Genomic DNA, 17,628 nt, shown 5'->3' on the forward strand with positions numbered 1-17,628 from the left:
GAAATAGACAAAGGTATTTTGTCCATGTATCTTTCTAAAATAGTAGCACTAGGTGTACTCTGTTACGCTGAAGTGCTACTTTTTTAGTTTCTCTAACAGCACACTAATTTCCTGACGCCGCCCCATATCCGCAATTGGGCGCTCAGGTCTTGGCGCAGCATTTTTCGCTCGGGTTAGGTATTTAATCGCTTCTTTCTTTTTCCCTTGTTCAGCAAGGAAATCTCCGTAGAAGTAGTTTGAGTCGATGCCATTGGGGTTCACCTCTAACGCCTTCTTAAGTAGTTTTTCTGCTTTGGAATCATCACCGAATCCGATTGGCCAACCAGGAACTTTGTAGTAAAGCGAACCTAAACTTGTATACGCTGAGCCATCTAAAGTATTCGGCGCCTTTTCAATCACCTGCTCTAAAATCTTTTTAGCCTGCTTAGCTTGAGATAAGCCGCTTAGCCCACCTTCGGCACCAGCCAACGAGGCTTTGTTAATCGCCAGCCAGACTTCTAACTTGGGATCATTCGGACGACTTTGTAGGTCGCTTTTATTCTGCAGTATCACCTTTTCAAAACATGTAGTTTGCTTATCGCTACCTTTGGTTTTGTACTGGCAAACAGCCCAATCCTTTTGCACCTTAAGTAACGAGTCATCCTTGGCAAATACCGAACTGCTAAATAGAGTTGCTGCTGCTAATAATATGCTGATGTTTGTTGTGTTCTTCATATTTACTCCGAAGTTTAAATCAATGTCTAAAAAAGCGAGCGCATTTAAAAACATCACCTTTGTGTTTTAGATGTTCGATAATATGTGCGCCATAGAAATGTCCGGGAGTATCACCACTCCAAGAAAGTTGCAGTGTTAGGTAACCTAGAACCGAGAAAGTCACGACAACTAAAGCGATTACAATTACTATCTTCATGTTGCTGTCCCTCATTTTATTTACCCATATGGTTAATAAAGTAATGAATGGTTTCTTGCTGCTTTCGGATAGAGTTACTTACCACCTTAGGGAAAAGTTGGTTCACTTTAGCGAAGAGCTTTTCTGGCCAGCCAATCCACTTAGCTGCACGCTCACTTTGCAACATATCAACAACGTGATTCGCAACCACTTGAGGATCATCGCTACGATTGCCAAGCTTTTGGTTAAGCTCAACAACTTGCCTTGGGTTTAACTCTGTATCCGTTGCTCTCGGTGCCAAATAGAGAACTCGAATCGCCGCTCCATCTAGCTCTCTGTCCAACGCCTCACTGAATCGATGCAACCCTCCTTTCGAAGCACAGTATATTGTGTATCCGGGGTAACCAATTGAACCAAATGTAGATCCAATATTTAAAATGATTCCTGGCCGTTTCAACCAGCCCAAAGCATTTTGGCTAATGGCGATAGGTGCGACCAAATTCAGTTGAATTTCACGCTCGATCGACTCAACACTTCTCTGGGCAAGAAATTGAAACTGGTTACTACCTGCATTGTTTATCACGACACTGATTTGCTTGTTTTGTCGAACTTGATCCTTTGCAAAAACATTTATCTGTTCACGGCCTTCTTCACTCAGTAAATCAACCGCTAAAATGTCATGCAATTCTGGGTTAGCCATTGCACCACGAACTTCTTCAAGCTTTTTTTCATCGCGTGCTACCAGTATCAACCGTGCCCCCTGAGCTTCTAAAGCTAAAGCGATCTGTTGGCCAATTCCCCCGGACGCTCCCGTCAACAAAACAAACTCATTGTTCAAATCCATTTTCTCTCTCCTAAGCCACATCATCTAAAGGTGCTGCGGTCAACCCTCTCAGCATCTCGCCGTATAGAGAAAACACGGTGTTTGCTGAGTCGATGATCGCTTTTTGATCTTGTTCGTCGGTCACTTTATTCATTAGATCTTCAAAAAAGCTGATATGGTCTTGGTCTAACAAGCTATGAGAGACTAAGTAACTCATTGCCTCATCAGGCAAATTGAGTGATTGTTTGACAATTTCCGCAACTTGCCCACCTATACCTACACTTGTACCTTCTAGAACCCAGACCATGCCGAATAGTGCCATCGGATTATTTCGATCGATTTGGTGATATAAGTAAGACACCATTAATTCAATGGCTTGACATGCTTTTCCTTCTCCAAGGTTCGCTTTGACCAAATCGGCATTCGCACCACACGCTCTCAAATCGCTTAGGATCCACTCCTGATGACCTTTTTCTTCTTCAATATATTCTGCAATAGCTTCTCGTATCGACTCCTGCTGTTGAGACAGCTTTCCGCCACAAGCCATGAGCAGTGGTACCGTATGTTTAACGTGGTGGTAAGCTTGAGTTAAGAAACGGGTATACATCTCTAAGTTGATATCACCGCGTAAACAAACCTCAAGAATTGGTGCTTCTAACATCGCTTTTTGTGCTGGTAACGTTTGCTGTTTCAACTGCAAAAAAAAGTTGTTCATGGGAGTCTCCTAAAAAATTAATATTCAAACTGGGTTTCTAAGGTTCTAGAGGTAACACATGGATCAGAGATGTACTGCTTTCGCAAGCAACTCACCCAGGATTCGATGATGCTTCGTTTGGGTCGGCCATTGGAGGTAAACCAACTCACTCGAGTGCTTAAATCGGTTACGATTAACACATGCTTAATGCGCGCATAATCTGGTAGCGATTCATTTAGCTTTTCTATTTTTTCTTCTATACCAAGCGTGTTACCCACAACAGCTGTCAACGATGATTGCGCATCTCCAGTGACGATAAATCTACAGCCTGGAGCAAATACTTGTGCTTGTGATTCAATCCATTCAGGTGAAATGTTTCTGCCAAACCCAGTGATAATCTGGTTTTTCTTACGGCCAACGATAGTAATAAATCCATCACTATCAATAGAAACGAGGTCTCCTGTAGCAAACCATTCATTTTCAAACGGCTCATCGATATACCCTAGTGCGATATTGCCCTTTACTAGCAGCTCGTTATCTTTAGAAACTCTTGCTTGTAGGTGGCTGAGTAAGCGGCCACTTGTACCTGCTTTTGAGTGCTTTACCGTGTTGAGGCTAACGACTGACGCTAACTCAGACAGTCCATACCCCTCATACGCAGGTATCCCAATCTGGTGCGCTAAGTTAATTAATTCAGGTGCTACTCTTGCTCCGCCAACAGCGATAAATTTAAACGGTTTGGCCAAGGATGGGTTTTTATTAACCATTTGAATTAGCGCTATTAATATAGCCGGCGTGATAACCATGCTACTCGGTTTCAACTCAGCTAACACGCCTGCAAATTTCTTCAAATCAAGTTGGCTCGACCCCTTCAATCCCATGGATTCCGGGTTGTGTATCTGCGCCGATATTCCGAGTAAAATTGGCACATATATGCTAACTATGTTTTCCAATAGTGTTGATAGAGGTAGCAGTGACATCTGAATATCACCATCCGCTTCCATAGAGCTAGCAAGTGCTAACGCCACCTTTTCAATATTCTGTTCGCTAAGGCATACACCTTCTGGCTCTCCAGTGGAGCCCGAAGTAAAAGTGACTTTGCTGGTACCCGGTAAGTATTTCGGTTTCCCACTTCCTTGGCGTTGATAGACCGATAAGTTGCGCACGCAAGTGATAGCATCGCTATCGCTAGCCCAGTCCCCAATCAGAGTGTCCGCACCACTTTGCTTCAACGTGTGTTCAACTTGTAGGGCGGTAAAAAAAGTCGGCACGGGTACTATTGCTACCTTCGCTTTCATCGCAGCTAAATCTATGACTAGCCAATCCAAACTATTCTCAGCCTTCAGAGCGATACAAGTCGCTTTCATCGCACGAAATGTGCTGGCAACAGTCTCCACTTCTTTTTGCAGCGCGAAATAGCTCATTGACTGGTAGTGTCCGAGGCTATTTTGTCCGATGAATGCTATGTGGTTGGGTTTATTTGATGCCAGCTTATCCAATGCATCGAGTATTTTGTTCATATCAACTCCCTGTTAACTTACGTTGTTTGTCGGCATAGATTGATTTCAAATGCTCTAAACCAACTTGAAGGTTTCCAGCCAATATTCTTGGATTGGTTTGATAGTAAGAACCCCAGATCTTGTCAGCATTTGGAATGCAGTCTTTATCCGCACTTGTGATTATTTGAGGCTCTAGACCTAATCGCGTCATTAAGGCATGCAGTGGATCGGTCGCCGTCCAAATTCCCCATTTGTATCCTTGAGAAACTAAAAGCTCTGTAATCATGTAAAAGTGAAGAGGCGATGTACCTTTGGTAAATAGAGAAAGCTGACCAAATTCAACTAATTCCGAACGCTGAACTTTCTCATCAAATACTTCTGTTAATTCAATGTCCGCAGGCTTAGATAAATATTGTTCCAGGAATAAGTGCTTATTTCCCGCACTCTGAAAACCACAAATAGAAATAACCTTAGTGCCTTTCATCATTACCAAAAACTTTGGCATGAAAGAACATAGTTCTGCTCCAAATGCATGTTTATAACGAATACGAATTTGATAAGTCACTTCCTTCCATTGAGGGTGACTTGGGTCGACCACTTCCAATCTTTGAATGTGTTTTATGAAGTCTTTACTCACTGTTCAGCCCTCTATTAACAATTATGTGAAAAGTTAAAGAGCGAAACTTAAGACAAACTTAAGGAATGATATTCTATTTCTCTTTACTGATATTTTATGAGCACATATCACTAGCCATAAAATAATTAATAAAAACTAATTATATTTATATCAATGACTTAAAATTAAAAATATCAATAGACATGAACGAATTATTTTCCAAAATATAAATGAGTAGTTACTACTGTGGAGTGAAGATAAATCAATCTATAAAATGGCGCCCAAGATAGAGGATAGTAACAAGGAAGCTTTATTATTCAATAAGATAAGATTAAACTTAAGAAATAGCCATTATGAGAATATCTAAATCCAGTTCATTCTGCCACACCTTTAAAAACAGAAATTATTTTTCTTTGGTACTAGCCAGTATTTTGTTAGTTGCATTTCATGCTCAAGCTAAAACCATCGATAACAATTCGCCATCTAAGCCATTCGATCAGTTGACCACCGGTCAAAAAACATGGGTGACATTTGGTTGGGGCGTTACTAACGGTTACCAATATCGAGGACTAAATAGCCATCAGCAACAAAACAAAAGAGGTGATGGCCCAGCAACTGATTTTGAAGTTAACTATCAGTTAAAACCACATCGTTTATTGACATTTAAATCTCAAGGCTGGGATGCTGATAGCTCAATAGGGGTTGATAGAACCGGTAAATTTAGCCTATATGGCGAAGAATATGCGCTGGAATATGGCTGGATTAACCGCGGGACAATTATTGGGAAGACCAATGGCTATATATCTGCTTCTACGGGCATAAGTTATTTCGACGGCCAGCAGGACTTATGGACAATTGGGAACACAAATTTCCCAGTCGATAACCGTAATGCTGTTGGTATTCCACTAGAGTTGCAAGCTTTCATATACCCATGGCAACAACATATTGGCTTTGGGATTATTGGCACCGCATTGGTTACTCAGTACACCGTCTTTCATGGTGTAATGCTAGCGGTACAAGGACGCTTCTAAAGTAGGACGACCTGAGGGGAGATTCCTTCTCGCCTCCGATCAAATGAAGAGATGTAAGTAGACAACGAATCACTGAATATCTACTCGGCGGTTTTTCTCACGCCCTTCACTAGTACTATTACTAGCAATTGGCTGCATCTCACCTTTACTTGTCATATGGAGTTGTTTTGGTTTCATACCACGATCAATTAGATACTTTGCAACAGCGTATGAACGCTTCAGACCTAATTCATAGTTGAAGGCCTCTGAGCCAACGGAATCAGCATGGCCTACTACATCCAACACTTGTGGATGTTCTTGAACTTTTTTAAACAATTCCTGAAGGACATATTGTGAACGGTCAGTTAAATTTGCTTTACCGAAGTCAAAATATACTCGTGCCAGTACGTGACCTTCATCAACCATCTTGGTATTACTGCGGCTTAATAGAAGCTCGGAACAGTTTTTGTCGACGCCCATCTGATCAAATAAATTATGTACCAAGTTTGAGTCAGGCTCCAATTTATCAAAGGTTTGGATCTGATTGAATGCGCCTTGATTTAACTGTACACGAGTACCATTGCTCACATGGATCTCTTTTTTATATTCACCATCAGATGTTCCACAATAAAACACAATCGACTGGTTTAAATTATCTTGCGCTTGCGTCATAAAAGAAACGCTAACAAATATTGCGCTCACAAAAAGGTAAAATTTATTCATAGTTATCGCTCTCTATATCTAACTAAATAGAATAAGTGTTATTAATGAAACGCTCACCATTATTGCGCTTCCAAAAAGATAAAACTTGTTCATATATTTTTCTCTGTCATTAAATCTATTATTTAAGGTGACCAATTTCTTCAGAAATCAAGCTAATAATTTTGCTATAAAGTTCATCTGGGTTTTGTGCGGTGTACACATTATCCTCACCGACACAATTCACTAATGCTTGGTTAGAATTCGGGTCATAATCAAAACCAATAACTGCAAGACTCACTTCTATAGGTTGCCCTGATGGTGTCGTCCCTGTTAACCCGGTACGAATTAAATCGCACATACCCAAATCAACTAAATTGTTTGAAGTCTGCCTATTTGAGTCTTGATAACGTAACAGCTGTGAAGGTAATATTTCACCTCTTGCCACACTTACTGCTGAATCGGAATCGACAGCTTTGAAATTATTATCGCGCCCGTCAGACAACAGAATCATCAATCGTCTAGCATTTTCCCCTTCATTTAACAATTGCGCCCCGCGAATCCACCCTTGGTAAGAAGCAGTGATCCCACCAGGCTCAAAAGTCGAAATAGCAAAATCAAATGCGTCATATTGACTGGTTAGAGGAATATCATAAAAATATGGGTAAGGATTCGGTGGCCATCGCGTTGGATTTGGGTCCCACTTCATGGCACAGTCATCTTTTTCTACAAACAGATTCTCAAGAGTTAACACATAGTTGGTTTGAATTTCATTCCCTACAATGTCTACTTCCTCTTGGCGCATGAAGCAATAATCTTTTTCTGTCCCTGACCAACTGCGCGTATTACCAGTGAATGGAACAATACCAATACTGTTCTCCACATCATCGTCGGCCAGTTGATCCATGGTTTTAAGCTCATCGGTCACGTTCTTAATTATTTCAATAAGATCTCGATATTTAGCTTGGTTGCTGCCCGACCAGCCATTGCGCATTGAGCCGGAAAAATCTGCCACTAAAAGAACGTCAATGCCCTGACTCTCAATTTTTAATGAATTCGCTCCAGCACTAGCAGAGAACGTCTCACCAAACCCTTCAATCGAATTATTACCCGGAAACCAAGTTTGAAAATTCGCTGTTGCATCTATATCAAATTCAAAATACCGGCTTTCACCACGCTCCAACCCCTCTAAGCACTCGGGGATCTCCTCACAGGTTAAGCGGACTACTCGAATATTCGTTATCGCTATAATCGAAGGATCGTACTCTATGAGGTACTCCTCCACTATTTCGCCATTAAAGTCTGCATCATCGCTATTGTGTGCCGCGACTGCCAAAGAAGCTGCTTCAGTCGCATCGGCAATACGAGCACGTGTTTGCATTGCTCGAGTACCGTCACTTGCCAACGTAAATATCCCGAATAAAGCAGGAATGATCATCACAAACAGTATCATTGCGTGACCACGCTGAACTTTTCTCTTTGTAAGGCTCATAATCACCTACCTACTATTACAGATGATGACCTAACCCTGGTAAATTCTCCTCCTAATGCATCACCAAACAAATTATCTGTTTCATAACAGAGGGTTACTCGATATAACCTTGCTTGGCGCCCCCAACTTGTCACGACAGACAAGCCATCCAACGCATCAATATTCTCTGGTAAGTCACAATCGTAATTACCAATAGTAAATATGTTGGCCGCGTTCGGTTGACCAATGCCAGCAAAAGTTAGCCCTTCAACAACCATACCTAGCCGATCAAGTTCAAAGCCATCTGTTGTACGGCGTAATGAATTGCTAGCAATATTAAACAATGCCGCAGCATCAGGTTGTGTCATCGAAAAATCTTCTCCGTATAACTGCGTACGTTCTTTCGCAACATTAACTAAAGAGTATGAAAGTCTGTCCAATTTCCCTTTGTAAGACAGCTTAAGAATGACATCCATGCTGAATACCAACAGCAGTGAAAGCACCACGCCAACCACAGCAAACTCAACGGTAAAATTTCCTTTTTGTTTAGAAATCAAATTGGTCACGTTGATTCTCCTGAATAACAATCACTTCTCGTCTAAGAATGTTGTCTGCATCCATAAAGAAAGTGAAAATCGGATTAAAATCATAGTTGATGTTGTAAACAGCAATCGCACTGTTCGTCTCATTTCCGCATTCAGCCACGTTTTGACCATCAGGTACTTCACAGGGGTCAATGAAACCTTCTAAGTCAGCAATATTCTGCACATAATTGATTGATAAGCGAAAATTGGTTGGCTCTATGAGCGTACCCCAAAGTGCAGAGCTGTCTCTAATCGCTTGTTCATATGCTAGTAAATACCCAGCCTGCTCAGTCTTAACCTCTCGTGCCGCTTCAGTAATAACAAAATCATTAATTGCTGATATATAGGACATGAAACTCATTTCTACCCAAAGCATGCACAATATCCAAAAGGCCATAAAACCGCCCACAAACTCAACAGCAGCAGTGCCTTGTTGCTTTTTTCGTCGACTCCACCTCATAACGCACCTTCAGACACCGTTTGATTCGTTGTTGTCGCTTTAGCTGGCTGAACCGCTACTTTCTCGGGCTTTGTCATTTGCAATTTCTGTAGTGACATGTAGCGCTGCTTAATTTCTTTGTCGCTAAACTTAGGTTTTAACACCTGCTTCATTAACTCAAAGTTGTCAGACTTCGCCATCGCAAGTGTTAAGTTTGCAACCACTTGTTCATCTGCTTCATCGTTGGTATAGATAGGCAATAATTTGTCGATCGCACCCGAGTAGTTTTCCTCGATGATATCTAGCACCGCGAGGTTGTTTTTAATTTTTATATCGCTATAAAAGTGAGTACGCGCCAAATTAAAGAAAGTTCGAGCTTGGTCTAAATCGCCATCTGCCGCATAAATCACACCAAGTAAGTTTTCAATTTCCGCATTTTGCTTGTCCATTGCATAAGCTTGCTCAGCCGATTGCTTGGAGTTAGGTAAATCACCTAGTTCAAACTCAGCGTAAGCTTGAATAAGCAACGAACTCACATGTGGTGACTGTTGGTTTAGCGCACTAATGGTAAACAGCGCTGACTCTGGATCGCCATAATTAATATACGCATTCGCCAATTTCTCTCGGGTATCACGAGTGTCCTTTTGCTTAAGCAGTTCTTTATAGTGAGAAATTAAGTCTTGGAAATTCCCACTATTTTTCATCACCAGCTCACGAGTTGACTCATTGTCATATGAAGATTGACTCGTTGTCGCACAGCCACTCAGTATTGTAATCAGGAATAAACCTGTAAAATATTGTTTAAACACCTTGTAACATCCTCATAACGCCAGGAGCCGCAATCAAAATAACGATTGGTAGCATAATGAATAAAATAAGAGGGACGGACATCTTCGCCGATAGCTTACCGACCTTCTCTTCCAGCTCGAGCATTTTTAGCTCGCGTATGTCAGCAGCTAGTGTGGTTAATACTTCGTACACTGAGCTACCATATTTAACACTTTGCTTAAATGTCATAACAAAACTTCGAACTTCATTGGTAGGCACTCGTTCGTAAAGTTCGTCAAGCGCTTGTTCTATGCCAACAATACGCGCTCGTTCATTGGTGCGTTTTAGCATATGAGCGAGGTCGATATCGAAGTCATACAACTCTTTACCTACATAAGACATAGCCGACTCAATCGTCATACCTGTCTGGATACACATCGCTAGTAGATCTAATAGATATGGAAGTTGATCGGAAATTTTGGCGCGAAGCGCTTTGGTTCTGCTATCTAACCAAATATCTGGTAGAGATATGCAGACGATAAGCCATCCAGCACAAACCACAATGACAATCATCGTGGACCAGTTCCCCATACCAAACCAAGCAATTAGGCCAATACCAATCACCGCCATAAGGAATTTTGCAGGCAAATAAAGATGCGCATACTGGAAGTTGTAAAAACCAGCCGCATAGAATTTAGCTTCAATTTTCTCAGTGTTTGTAGACACTGCGTTTGGTAAAAATTGTTCTACCTGATCAAAGAAACTTGAAGAACTACCGTCACTCAAAGAATAGCGATTCAAAACTTGTCTACGGCTTGCGACGATATAAGCTATCCATACAACTAATACTATTCCAAAGAAAACCGCTGCCATTGCAAGGAAAATTAAATTTTGACCAGTCATCATTTGTTTACCCCATTCATCAGCCACCAAACCAGAAATAAGCCAAACGCTTCACTCGCTAATACGTAATACAAAATCGGTCTACCAGATTCATTGAACATAACGAATTCATAGTTTTCAGGGCTAAGGTATTGCAGTATGAAAAGGAAAATAAAAGGAATTACCGCAACGATCTTTGCAGACGCCCTAGACTCAGAAGTCATTGATTTTTTTCTCTTTTCCATCGCTCGATTGTTGTACATAATACGATTTAATCGTGTAATGATTTCCTTTAACTGACCACCTCGGTTGATGTTCGCAGTCAAAGTAATCACAAAAAACTGAAACGTTGGATAAGGGAAACGGGTGCGGGATTTTTTAAACGCGCTCTCTGGGGCTTCACCAAGTTGGATACGTTCTGCCATCAACTTAAACTCATTACCTACTGGGCCTTCTAATGAGTTACCAACAAACTTGATCGCTTGGTTAATACTTTCACCCGTACTCATTGCACTTGCGAGTACATTAAGTGCATCTGGAAACGCATCTTCAAAATGTTTGCGCTCTCTATTACGCAACCATTTGATACCAATAATGATTCCAACAATCTCAGTGAAAACGACGATGAATACTTGATTACCACGTACAAAGTTCTGGTTGATGTATACACCTAAAGCCGCTACCACGATAAGAAAAACCAATACTTTTAAAGGTGCATAGCTACCTATTTGGCTACGAGTATTCTTGAAGAAAGTTTTTAACTTGTCGAACGTGGACTCTTCAGTAAAAGATTTTAGGTTAACCGCTTGGTTAGCGCCCAGAGAACCAGAGGTTCCCATCTCTTCTTGTAAGTAATCTGTATGTTTCTTTCTGCTCGGCAAAAATATGCACAACAGCAAGCCCACAACAATAAGTCCAATCCAAAACCAGTGATTCATATTGCCTCCTTGATCTTAAACGCTTCGATTAGCTCTTGTTCCAACCCAAAGTAACGTGAGTTTTCTACAAGCGCTGAGCGCTGCAAAAGACCAGAAGAGGTATAGTGACCATGAACTTTACCGCCTTCGTGATCCGCGTATGGGTGAAATTTAAATAAGTCCTCCATGACAATGTTGCTGCCTTCCATTCCAACGACTTCGGAAATAGAGACAATTTTACGACTCCCGTCGTATAGACGACTGACTTGGATAACAACATCAATCGCACTAGTAATCGTTCTTCGTATAGCATCAAGTGGTAGATTGACAGACGCCATCATCACCATCGCTTCCACACGTGCTAATGCATCTTTCGCCGAGTTAGCGTGAAGAGTAGACATAGAACCATTGTGGCCAGTATTCATTGCTTGAAGCATCTCAAACGCTTCTCCAGCACGACACTCACCGACGATAATTCGATCAGGACGCATACGTAATGCATTGATCATCAAGTCGCGCTGAGTAACGGCACCACTACCCTCTGTACCGTTTGTTTTGGTTTCTAGACGAACAACGTGAGGCTGATTCAGCTTTAGTTCTGCTGCATCCTCAATCGTAACGACACGCTCACGCTCTGTTATGTATTGAGACAGAGCATTTAGCATAGTGGTTTTACCTGAACCGGTACCACCCGAGATAAGAATATTAAGGCGGCATCTAGCAGCAAGCTTGAGTATTTTCGCAATCTCAGGGGTCATTGTTCCCTTCTCTGCTAGCTCGTCTAAGGAAATACTATCTTTTCTAAACTTACGAATTGAAATAGATGTGCCGTCTACCGCTACTGGAGGGATAACAACGTTAACACGACTGCCATCTTCCATACGTGCGTCACAAGTTGGGGAAGACTCGTCGACTCTACGTCCAACTCGCGATGCAATGCGCTTAGCGATATTAAGTAGCTGTTTTTCATCTATAAAAGTGACGTCCGTATCCATTACGAGACCATTGCGCTCGATAAATACTTTATTTGGACCGTTAACCATAATGTCGCTGATTGTGTCATCATCCATCAAAAGCTGTAGCGGACCTAAGCCTTGTAGCTCATCGACTAAACTTTTGACGTATTCAGAACGGATCATCGTTCCTACAGACCAGCCTTCGCGAGCTACCAACATATCGATAGCATCAGACAACTGTTCACTTAGTTGCTCTTTGGTTAACGAATTAACCGCATCTGGTTCCAGTGCATCAAATATCTGTTCGCGGATCTTTACAAAGATCGACTTATGGTTAAGCATGGTCTACCCCCGGGCAAACAATCTGTTCAATAAGTTTTTCTTCGCTGGTTCCCTGGACTCGCCTAGTAGCAAAGCGGTTATTTGGTTAATACTTTCACTGATGTTGAGACCTGAGTTGTAGATACCTTTTCCTTTCAGAACTTCTAAACTTAGGCTTGGCTCAAACGGGCAAACGACATCAATTTTACGTTTTAGGTGCTTGTTCACTTCTTCCATTGTTACGTTCGCCACTCGTTGAGGGCGAGTATTGTTCACAATGAATAAAACACGTCCTTTTGCATTCTTATCTTCTAAAAGTTGCATAATGCGTTTCGCTTCACGCAGTCCGGATACACTGCGCTCTATCACCAACAAAATCATGTCAGCGTATTTTGCGATGTGCTTAATATCCTGCTTGATTGCAGCTGAACCGGAATAGTCACCCAAAATAAAGTTATTCTTAGTGGCTAATGTTTCGAGCTGAATCTCAATGTAATCTTTTAAATCAACATCCGTTAAATCATCAGATTCGATAGCTAACAGCGATAGCAAGTTATTGACTGGCTGAGTCATACTCATGGTGTAGCTTTCATCAAAGCTCGTATTTACTTCGCTCGACTTTACTTCACGCTTTTTAAACTGCTTAAGACCAAGCATGATGTCTACGTTGCCACCAACAAAATTGCGGTCGACAATTAGACAAGAGCTGTTGTACTTTTCTGACAACTCTTTACCCAATTCGGCAGTGATCAAGGAGGTCCCTACTCCTCCTTTTACACCTAACACTGCGACACGCTTAGCAAATCGAACAGGGCTTAGGCTCTCGTTATTCGCATCACTAACAACACTATTTACAAAATCAATCACTTCCTGTTTAGAGCAAGGCCAGAATAGGTAATAAAAACCCATATCTTTAAGATTTCGAACAGTATGGATCGTATCTTCTGTACCAATTACGATGACCGATAAGCCATTTGGCAAAAGGTTAGAGATGCGCTTCATATCTTTAGCTACGTCTTCGCTTTCTGTCAGTTCGAGAAGAACGGTTTCACAGCGATTTTCACGTACAAACTGACCAATAAGCTCATCAGAAGCTTCAAGAGCACTAGAAAGTTCAACACCTTCAAACCTAAATGCTTCTTCTACGAAGGTTTTGCATTTATCAGTCTGATAAAATAGTGCCGTTGCCTTTCTATCTCCTTTGATTGGCTGACCATCCTTAGTCGGCTTTGAATCTTTATTACCAACTAAATCAAACATGGGGAGGTTACTCCTCTACTTCAGCCTTCGGCTCAGTCGTAACCTGAGTTTCAGGCATATTCGCCTCAGGTAAATTAACAAGCATCTTTTGAGGATTTACCATTGAAATCCAACGATTATTCTCTGGGTAGCAGCCGACCATAAGCTTTTCCTTCGCAGAGTCATACACATCGGCGTAATCGCAAAACTCCACTTGAGTTTTGTATGTTGTGGTTAATACCATCAAGTCAAAACGCTGATCAGCTTTAACACCTTTGGTCACTTCAACTAGATGTGTTGGAACACCTTTTAAAAGTAATGTCTTGCGAACAGTCTTCGCCCAGCTTTTACCTGAATTTGTGAACCATTGAATCTCAGCGCCATGGTTTAGCAATTGCTGTTCGTATTCAGCAACAAACTCATCCAATAGCTTGTTTTTATTTGAGTTTACCGGTTTATCCAATGCAATTGAGTAAGTCACTGGGTAAATATCAACCGATGAACCTTCGCGCTCTCCAACCTTTTCAGTACAGCCAGTTAGAGCGGCCAGAGGTACTAGTAATAAAATTTTCCAATTGATCATTTTTTAAACCCTCCAGTTGCTAACAACTCTTTCGACCATTTCTCACTCGCTTTAGGATATTTATTGTCATCAGTAAATCCGAAGAAGCGGTCTAAGGTCGTGGTTCGTCTCATCATTGGCAATTGCACTTGAGATGGATGAACCGGCTTAACTAGGTTCACTGTCGCGACAATAACCAGCTCAGTTTTCTTACGGTTTGTCGCAGAGTTTCTAAATAATGCACCCAAAATTGGAATATCACCGATAAACGGAAGTTTGGTTAAACTCTCGATATCTTCTGTACTCAGTAACCCACCTAAAACAAAGCTTTGACCATCACCCAATTGAACCGTAGTTCTAGCGCGACGAGTTTTTAATGAAGGCAAGTTATAGTTGTCATTACTGTAAACTTGGTCAATCGAACTCACTGAAGGAATCATAGTTAGAGTAATTTTGTCATCTCTTTCTACTTTCGCCATCAGATCCAATTGAATACCGTAGTCTTTATAAATAACGTTAGTACCGTCATCGACTGTCGTAACAACTGGGATTTCACCACCGACCAAAAAGCTCGCACTCTCTCCAGAGATAACCGATAGGTTAGGCTCAGCAAGGATTTGACCGATCGAGTCGTCGTCTACCGCATTGATAACTGATAGGATATTTGAAGCTCGGAAATCATTGATTGGGTTAACGAACACACCTGCTGCGTCAGTACCATATTCAACACCAATCTCTTTCAAGAATGTTTGAGTCACTTCTGCAATCGAAAGCTTTACATTAACCTGTTTGGTATCGGCAACTTGAATGTTGTTAACTATATTCTTGTACTTGCGACGCTCCATAAATTCCATTTCGATATCTTTAGCGCCAACTCTTACTTCAAAAACACCTTTCTCATATTTTTTCGCAAGCAGCTCACCAACGATATCGTTGATTTCGTCTTTTTGCTCTTCCGTTGACACAACACCACTCAACACAACCTGTTCGCCGACATTAAATACATCCACATTTGTGTCAGGGTAATTTACCGCGATATATTGTTGAATTCTGTGCAGGCTTTTGTTAACGACAACCCTTCTGCTTGCAAGCGTTTTTCCATCTTTATCAAATACAATGACAGAACTCTGGCCTGCTTCTCTGGCATAAACAACCACTTTGTTTTTGCTTATTACTTGATAATCGGCCACTTTAGGATTAGAAACAAAAACAGTTGCTATGTCGTTATCAGTTGACACTGTTCTCGCCGCACCTTCAGACATATTAATTACGCCTGCTGCATACGTCGAAAATGAAAATATCGACAATATCAAAGTTAAATAAAATTTATATAGGTTACGATTCATTTCAGAGCTCCTACCTAATTAGCGTTTCAGTTGCACGATATTCCGTTACAGATTTAAATCCTTGTAGAATATCGCCAGAATCCGCTTGAAGTTCTGACGCATCATATTTCCCTATTGATTTATGGACCTCAATGTCCGCTATATTCTCTGCCACAGTAAGTGTGACGGCTTCTTTTCTTGTCAACTCTAAAATGAGAGTTACTTTTTCTTTACTATTTCTTTCAAAAGACGGTTTAGCCTCAGTTTTCTTCGCTGTTCTGACCTGTAGTACTTTTACAGCCGTAATGACTGGCTTAATATAAATTGATCTTTTTACAGCGTTGTTGCGCAAGTCACTGGGCATTTTTTTGTTTGCACCAACCATCGCCAATACATCAATCAAAGAACCATGGTTAATGACACCACCTAACACTGATTCTTGACTTACTTGAATTGGATAAGGAATTCGGTTTTCGCTGATCACATACTCAACATAACCGTCTTGATTTGGCTGTATAAGATCGTGTTTAGAAAGATAGCTTCCTTTTACAAGCTTATTTCGGAATACAGCACCTTGCTGCCAATCAAGATTCACATCTTTAGTAAAACCCAATTGGTGAGCGTCAGACTCTGATAACCGTTCAACAGCTAACATTCTATGATTTATGATTTTTCCAGGCTCTACATCTTCTTTTAAGCGCCAAACCAAAATTTTGGGTTTAACCACTTTTTGAGCTGTAGTACCCGAAGGTTTAGATAAGCTGCCCGCTAAGCCATATAACCCTAAAAGAACTAATATGACTGCTGACAGAATAATAACTTTCGTTTTCACAAGCAGTTCCTATATTGACGCAGCAATACCGAATAAGCAGCCTATACAAATGGGTACTCCATAAGGAACACCGTTATTTGTTTTAATACTTTTTCCGCTCGACTTAATCCATATCACTTGGCCAATAGCCAAAACTCCACCTAAAAACAAAATAACGATAACAGTCAGTAATATGTATTTTGATGAAATCGCTATTGAAAAAGCACTAATTAATTTAATATCACCAGCTGCAATAATCTTCATTAAGAATAAAAATATTCCCACTAAAAATATTATTGCTGTATGTTTAATTGATCCGTAGTTTCCAAATTCCAATACAATCATTGAACTTACAAATAAAACTGCAAGACATGAATTATTGGTAATCTTCCTCTTAGTAATATCTTGATAGCAAATCCAAAGTGAAATAGCGGCTAAAATAAGCCACCATTTCATATACCAGATAGCCATATCACTAGTGTCAGACTATTACGACTTAGTTAGTCGTATTAGCTGAACCGATATTTGTGGTAATCGCGGTCATTGCATCATCTAATGCTCCGCGTACAGATCCGTCACCTGTTGCTGAGAAAACAGCCAGTACGATTGCAGTCATTGCTACTGCGATAATTGCATACTCAACGGCAGTTACGCCACGTTGATCATTAATAAACTCATCCAATGTGTTTTTATATCCGTCCATAGTGTTTCTTAACTTAAGCACTATATTAGATAACATTTCTAAAACCTCTGTTGTGTGTGATTCGTTAAAACTTTGTAACAAGCGTGAAACGTTTCGAGGTAAATACTAACAGTAAATTTACAAAATGCGATGTGATAAACATCACACAAAATAACTTTTCATTATTTCATATTGCAAATTTATCAAATATTCATTCCAAAGTTTAGGTGATTTAATTGCTCTATTTTGTTGTTTTAGAAACAGATATGGAAGGTGCTAATCTGAAATTTTCGGTCTCAATTTTTTCTGAAAAAAAATTGGATAAATTTTAAAATTAACAAAATTTAAACATAAAAAGATTAAAAATAGACAGCTGTTGCATATGATAAAATGCAGCTAATTTCACTACTTAGCGTTGAGAGTGTTTATATTTTTTGTAGA

21 protein-coding genes are annotated in these 17,628 nt (G+C 40.6%); 1 reads left to right on the forward strand and 20 read right to left on the reverse strand.

The features are described from left to right. Positions 1 to 75: 75 nt before the first annotated feature. The 6 genes from ACM2FC_RS13940 to ACM2FC_RS13965 are packed head-to-tail and all read right to left on the reverse strand — an operon-like array spanning position 76 to position 4,542. Entirely contained in the window at positions 76 to 714 is a 639-nt protein-coding gene (locus tag ACM2FC_RS13940) for a tetratricopeptide repeat protein (RefSeq protein ID WP_498481553.1), read from the reverse strand. Between the two features lie 19 nt (positions 715 to 733). Continuing rightward, positions 734 to 910, reverse strand: coding sequence for a hypothetical protein (locus ACM2FC_RS13945; protein WP_498481554.1), 177 nt, complete (start codon positions 908 to 910; stop codon positions 734 to 736). A 16-nt stretch (positions 911 to 926) separates the two neighbouring features. Continuing rightward, positions 927 to 1,733 carry an SDR family oxidoreductase gene (locus ACM2FC_RS13950; protein ID WP_498481555.1) on the reverse strand — a complete coding sequence of 269 codons (807 nt, stop codon included), beginning with the start codon at positions 1,731 to 1,733 and terminating at the stop codon, positions 927 to 929. A gap of 10 nt (positions 1,734 to 1,743) precedes the next feature. Next, a complete protein-coding gene (locus ACM2FC_RS13955) occupies positions 1,744 to 2,427 on the reverse strand; it encodes an iron-containing redox enzyme family protein (RefSeq protein ID WP_498481556.1) in 684 nt (227 codons plus the stop codon). A 17-nt stretch (positions 2,428 to 2,444) separates the two neighbouring features. Beyond that, complete coding sequence (locus ACM2FC_RS13960) at positions 2,445 to 3,926, reverse strand: AMP-binding protein (protein WP_498481557.1); 1,482 nt, start codon at positions 3,924 to 3,926, stop codon at positions 2,445 to 2,447. A gap of 1 nt (position 3,927) precedes the next feature. Beyond that, positions 3,928 to 4,542, reverse strand: a complete 615-nt coding sequence (locus tag ACM2FC_RS13965; RefSeq protein ID WP_498481558.1) for a thermostable hemolysin — start codon at positions 4,540 to 4,542, stop codon at positions 3,928 to 3,930. A gap of 332 nt (positions 4,543 to 4,874) precedes the next feature. On the opposite strand from ACM2FC_RS13965, the gene ACM2FC_RS13970 reads away from it, so the two are divergent. Continuing rightward, positions 4,875 to 5,552 carry a hypothetical protein gene (locus ACM2FC_RS13970; protein ID WP_498481560.1) on the forward strand — a complete coding sequence of 226 codons (678 nt, stop codon included), beginning with the start codon at positions 4,875 to 4,877 and terminating at the stop codon, positions 5,550 to 5,552. 69 nt (positions 5,553 to 5,621) lie between these two features. On the opposite strand, the gene ACM2FC_RS13975 is transcribed toward ACM2FC_RS13970, so the two are convergent. From ACM2FC_RS13975 to ACM2FC_RS14040, 14 genes are all read right to left on the reverse strand, one after another. Then, positions 5,622 to 6,254: an OmpA family protein gene (locus ACM2FC_RS13975; protein ID WP_498481561.1), complete on the reverse strand. Its 633-nt coding sequence runs from the start codon at positions 6,252 to 6,254 to the stop codon at positions 5,622 to 5,624. 118 nt (positions 6,255 to 6,372) lie between these two features. Beyond that, entirely contained in the window at positions 6,373 to 7,722 is a 1,350-nt protein-coding gene (locus tag ACM2FC_RS13980; RefSeq protein ID WP_498481562.1) for a TadE/TadG family type IV pilus assembly protein, read from the reverse strand. 2 nt (positions 7,723 to 7,724) lie between these two features. Beyond that, positions 7,725 to 8,273 carry a tight adherence pilus pseudopilin TadF gene (gene tadF, locus ACM2FC_RS13985; RefSeq protein WP_498481676.1) on the reverse strand — a complete coding sequence of 183 codons (549 nt, stop codon included), beginning with the start codon at positions 8,271 to 8,273 and terminating at the stop codon, positions 7,725 to 7,727. Then, positions 8,248 to 8,745, reverse strand: coding sequence for a TadE/TadG family type IV pilus assembly protein (locus tag ACM2FC_RS13990; RefSeq protein WP_498481563.1), 498 nt, complete (start codon positions 8,743 to 8,745; stop codon positions 8,248 to 8,250). Before ACM2FC_RS13990 ends, tadF begins: the two co-directional genes overlap by 26 nt. Beyond that, a complete protein-coding gene (locus ACM2FC_RS13995; protein WP_498481564.1) occupies positions 8,742 to 9,533 on the reverse strand; it encodes a tetratricopeptide repeat protein in 792 nt (263 codons plus the stop codon). Before ACM2FC_RS13995 ends, ACM2FC_RS13990 begins: the two co-directional genes overlap by 4 nt. Then, positions 9,526 to 10,395 (reverse strand): type II secretion system F family protein, encoded by an 870-nt coding sequence (locus ACM2FC_RS14000; RefSeq protein WP_498481677.1) that lies wholly within the window; start codon positions 10,393 to 10,395, stop codon positions 9,526 to 9,528. Before ACM2FC_RS14000 ends, ACM2FC_RS13995 begins: the two co-directional genes overlap by 8 nt. Beyond that, on the reverse strand, positions 10,395 to 11,312 hold the full coding sequence (locus ACM2FC_RS14005; protein ID WP_498481565.1) for a type II secretion system F family protein: 918 nt from the start codon (positions 11,310 to 11,312) through the stop codon (positions 10,395 to 10,397). Before ACM2FC_RS14005 ends, ACM2FC_RS14000 begins: the two co-directional genes overlap by 1 nt. Beyond that, the gene (locus ACM2FC_RS14010; protein ID WP_498481566.1) at positions 11,309 to 12,589 is read right to left on the reverse strand and encodes a TadA family conjugal transfer-associated ATPase; all 1,281 of its coding nucleotides are present in this window, start codon (positions 12,587 to 12,589) and stop codon (positions 11,309 to 11,311) included. The genes ACM2FC_RS14005 and ACM2FC_RS14010 overlap by 4 nt, the downstream gene beginning before the upstream one ends. 3 nt (positions 12,590 to 12,592) lie before the next feature. Next, positions 12,593 to 13,828, reverse strand: coding sequence for a CpaE/TadZ family protein (locus ACM2FC_RS14015; RefSeq protein ID WP_498481567.1), 1,236 nt, complete (start codon positions 13,826 to 13,828; stop codon positions 12,593 to 12,595). Positions 13,829 to 13,835: 7 nt separating this feature from the next. Further along, a complete protein-coding gene (locus tag ACM2FC_RS14020) occupies positions 13,836 to 14,390 on the reverse strand; it encodes a hypothetical protein (protein WP_498481568.1) in 555 nt (184 codons plus the stop codon). After that, on the reverse strand, positions 14,387 to 15,715 hold the full coding sequence (locus tag ACM2FC_RS14025) for a type II and III secretion system protein family protein (protein WP_498481569.1): 1,329 nt from the start codon (positions 15,713 to 15,715) through the stop codon (positions 14,387 to 14,389). Before ACM2FC_RS14025 ends, ACM2FC_RS14020 begins: the two co-directional genes overlap by 4 nt. A gap of 10 nt (positions 15,716 to 15,725) precedes the next feature. Then, positions 15,726 to 16,526, reverse strand: coding sequence for a Flp pilus assembly protein CpaB (cpaB, locus tag ACM2FC_RS14030; RefSeq protein ID WP_498481570.1), 801 nt, complete (start codon positions 16,524 to 16,526; stop codon positions 15,726 to 15,728). Positions 16,527 to 16,535: 9 nt separating this feature from the next. After that, positions 16,536 to 16,961, reverse strand: coding sequence for an A24 family peptidase (locus ACM2FC_RS14035; protein ID WP_498481571.1), 426 nt, complete (start codon positions 16,959 to 16,961; stop codon positions 16,536 to 16,538). A gap of 40 nt (positions 16,962 to 17,001) precedes the next feature. Beyond that, positions 17,002 to 17,208 (reverse strand): Flp family type IVb pilin, encoded by a 207-nt coding sequence (locus ACM2FC_RS14040; RefSeq protein WP_498481572.1) that lies wholly within the window; start codon positions 17,206 to 17,208, stop codon positions 17,002 to 17,004. Positions 17,209 to 17,628: the final 420 nt, after the last annotated feature.

The sequence above is a fragment of the Vibrio sp. A37 genome, from assembly GCF_059777565.1.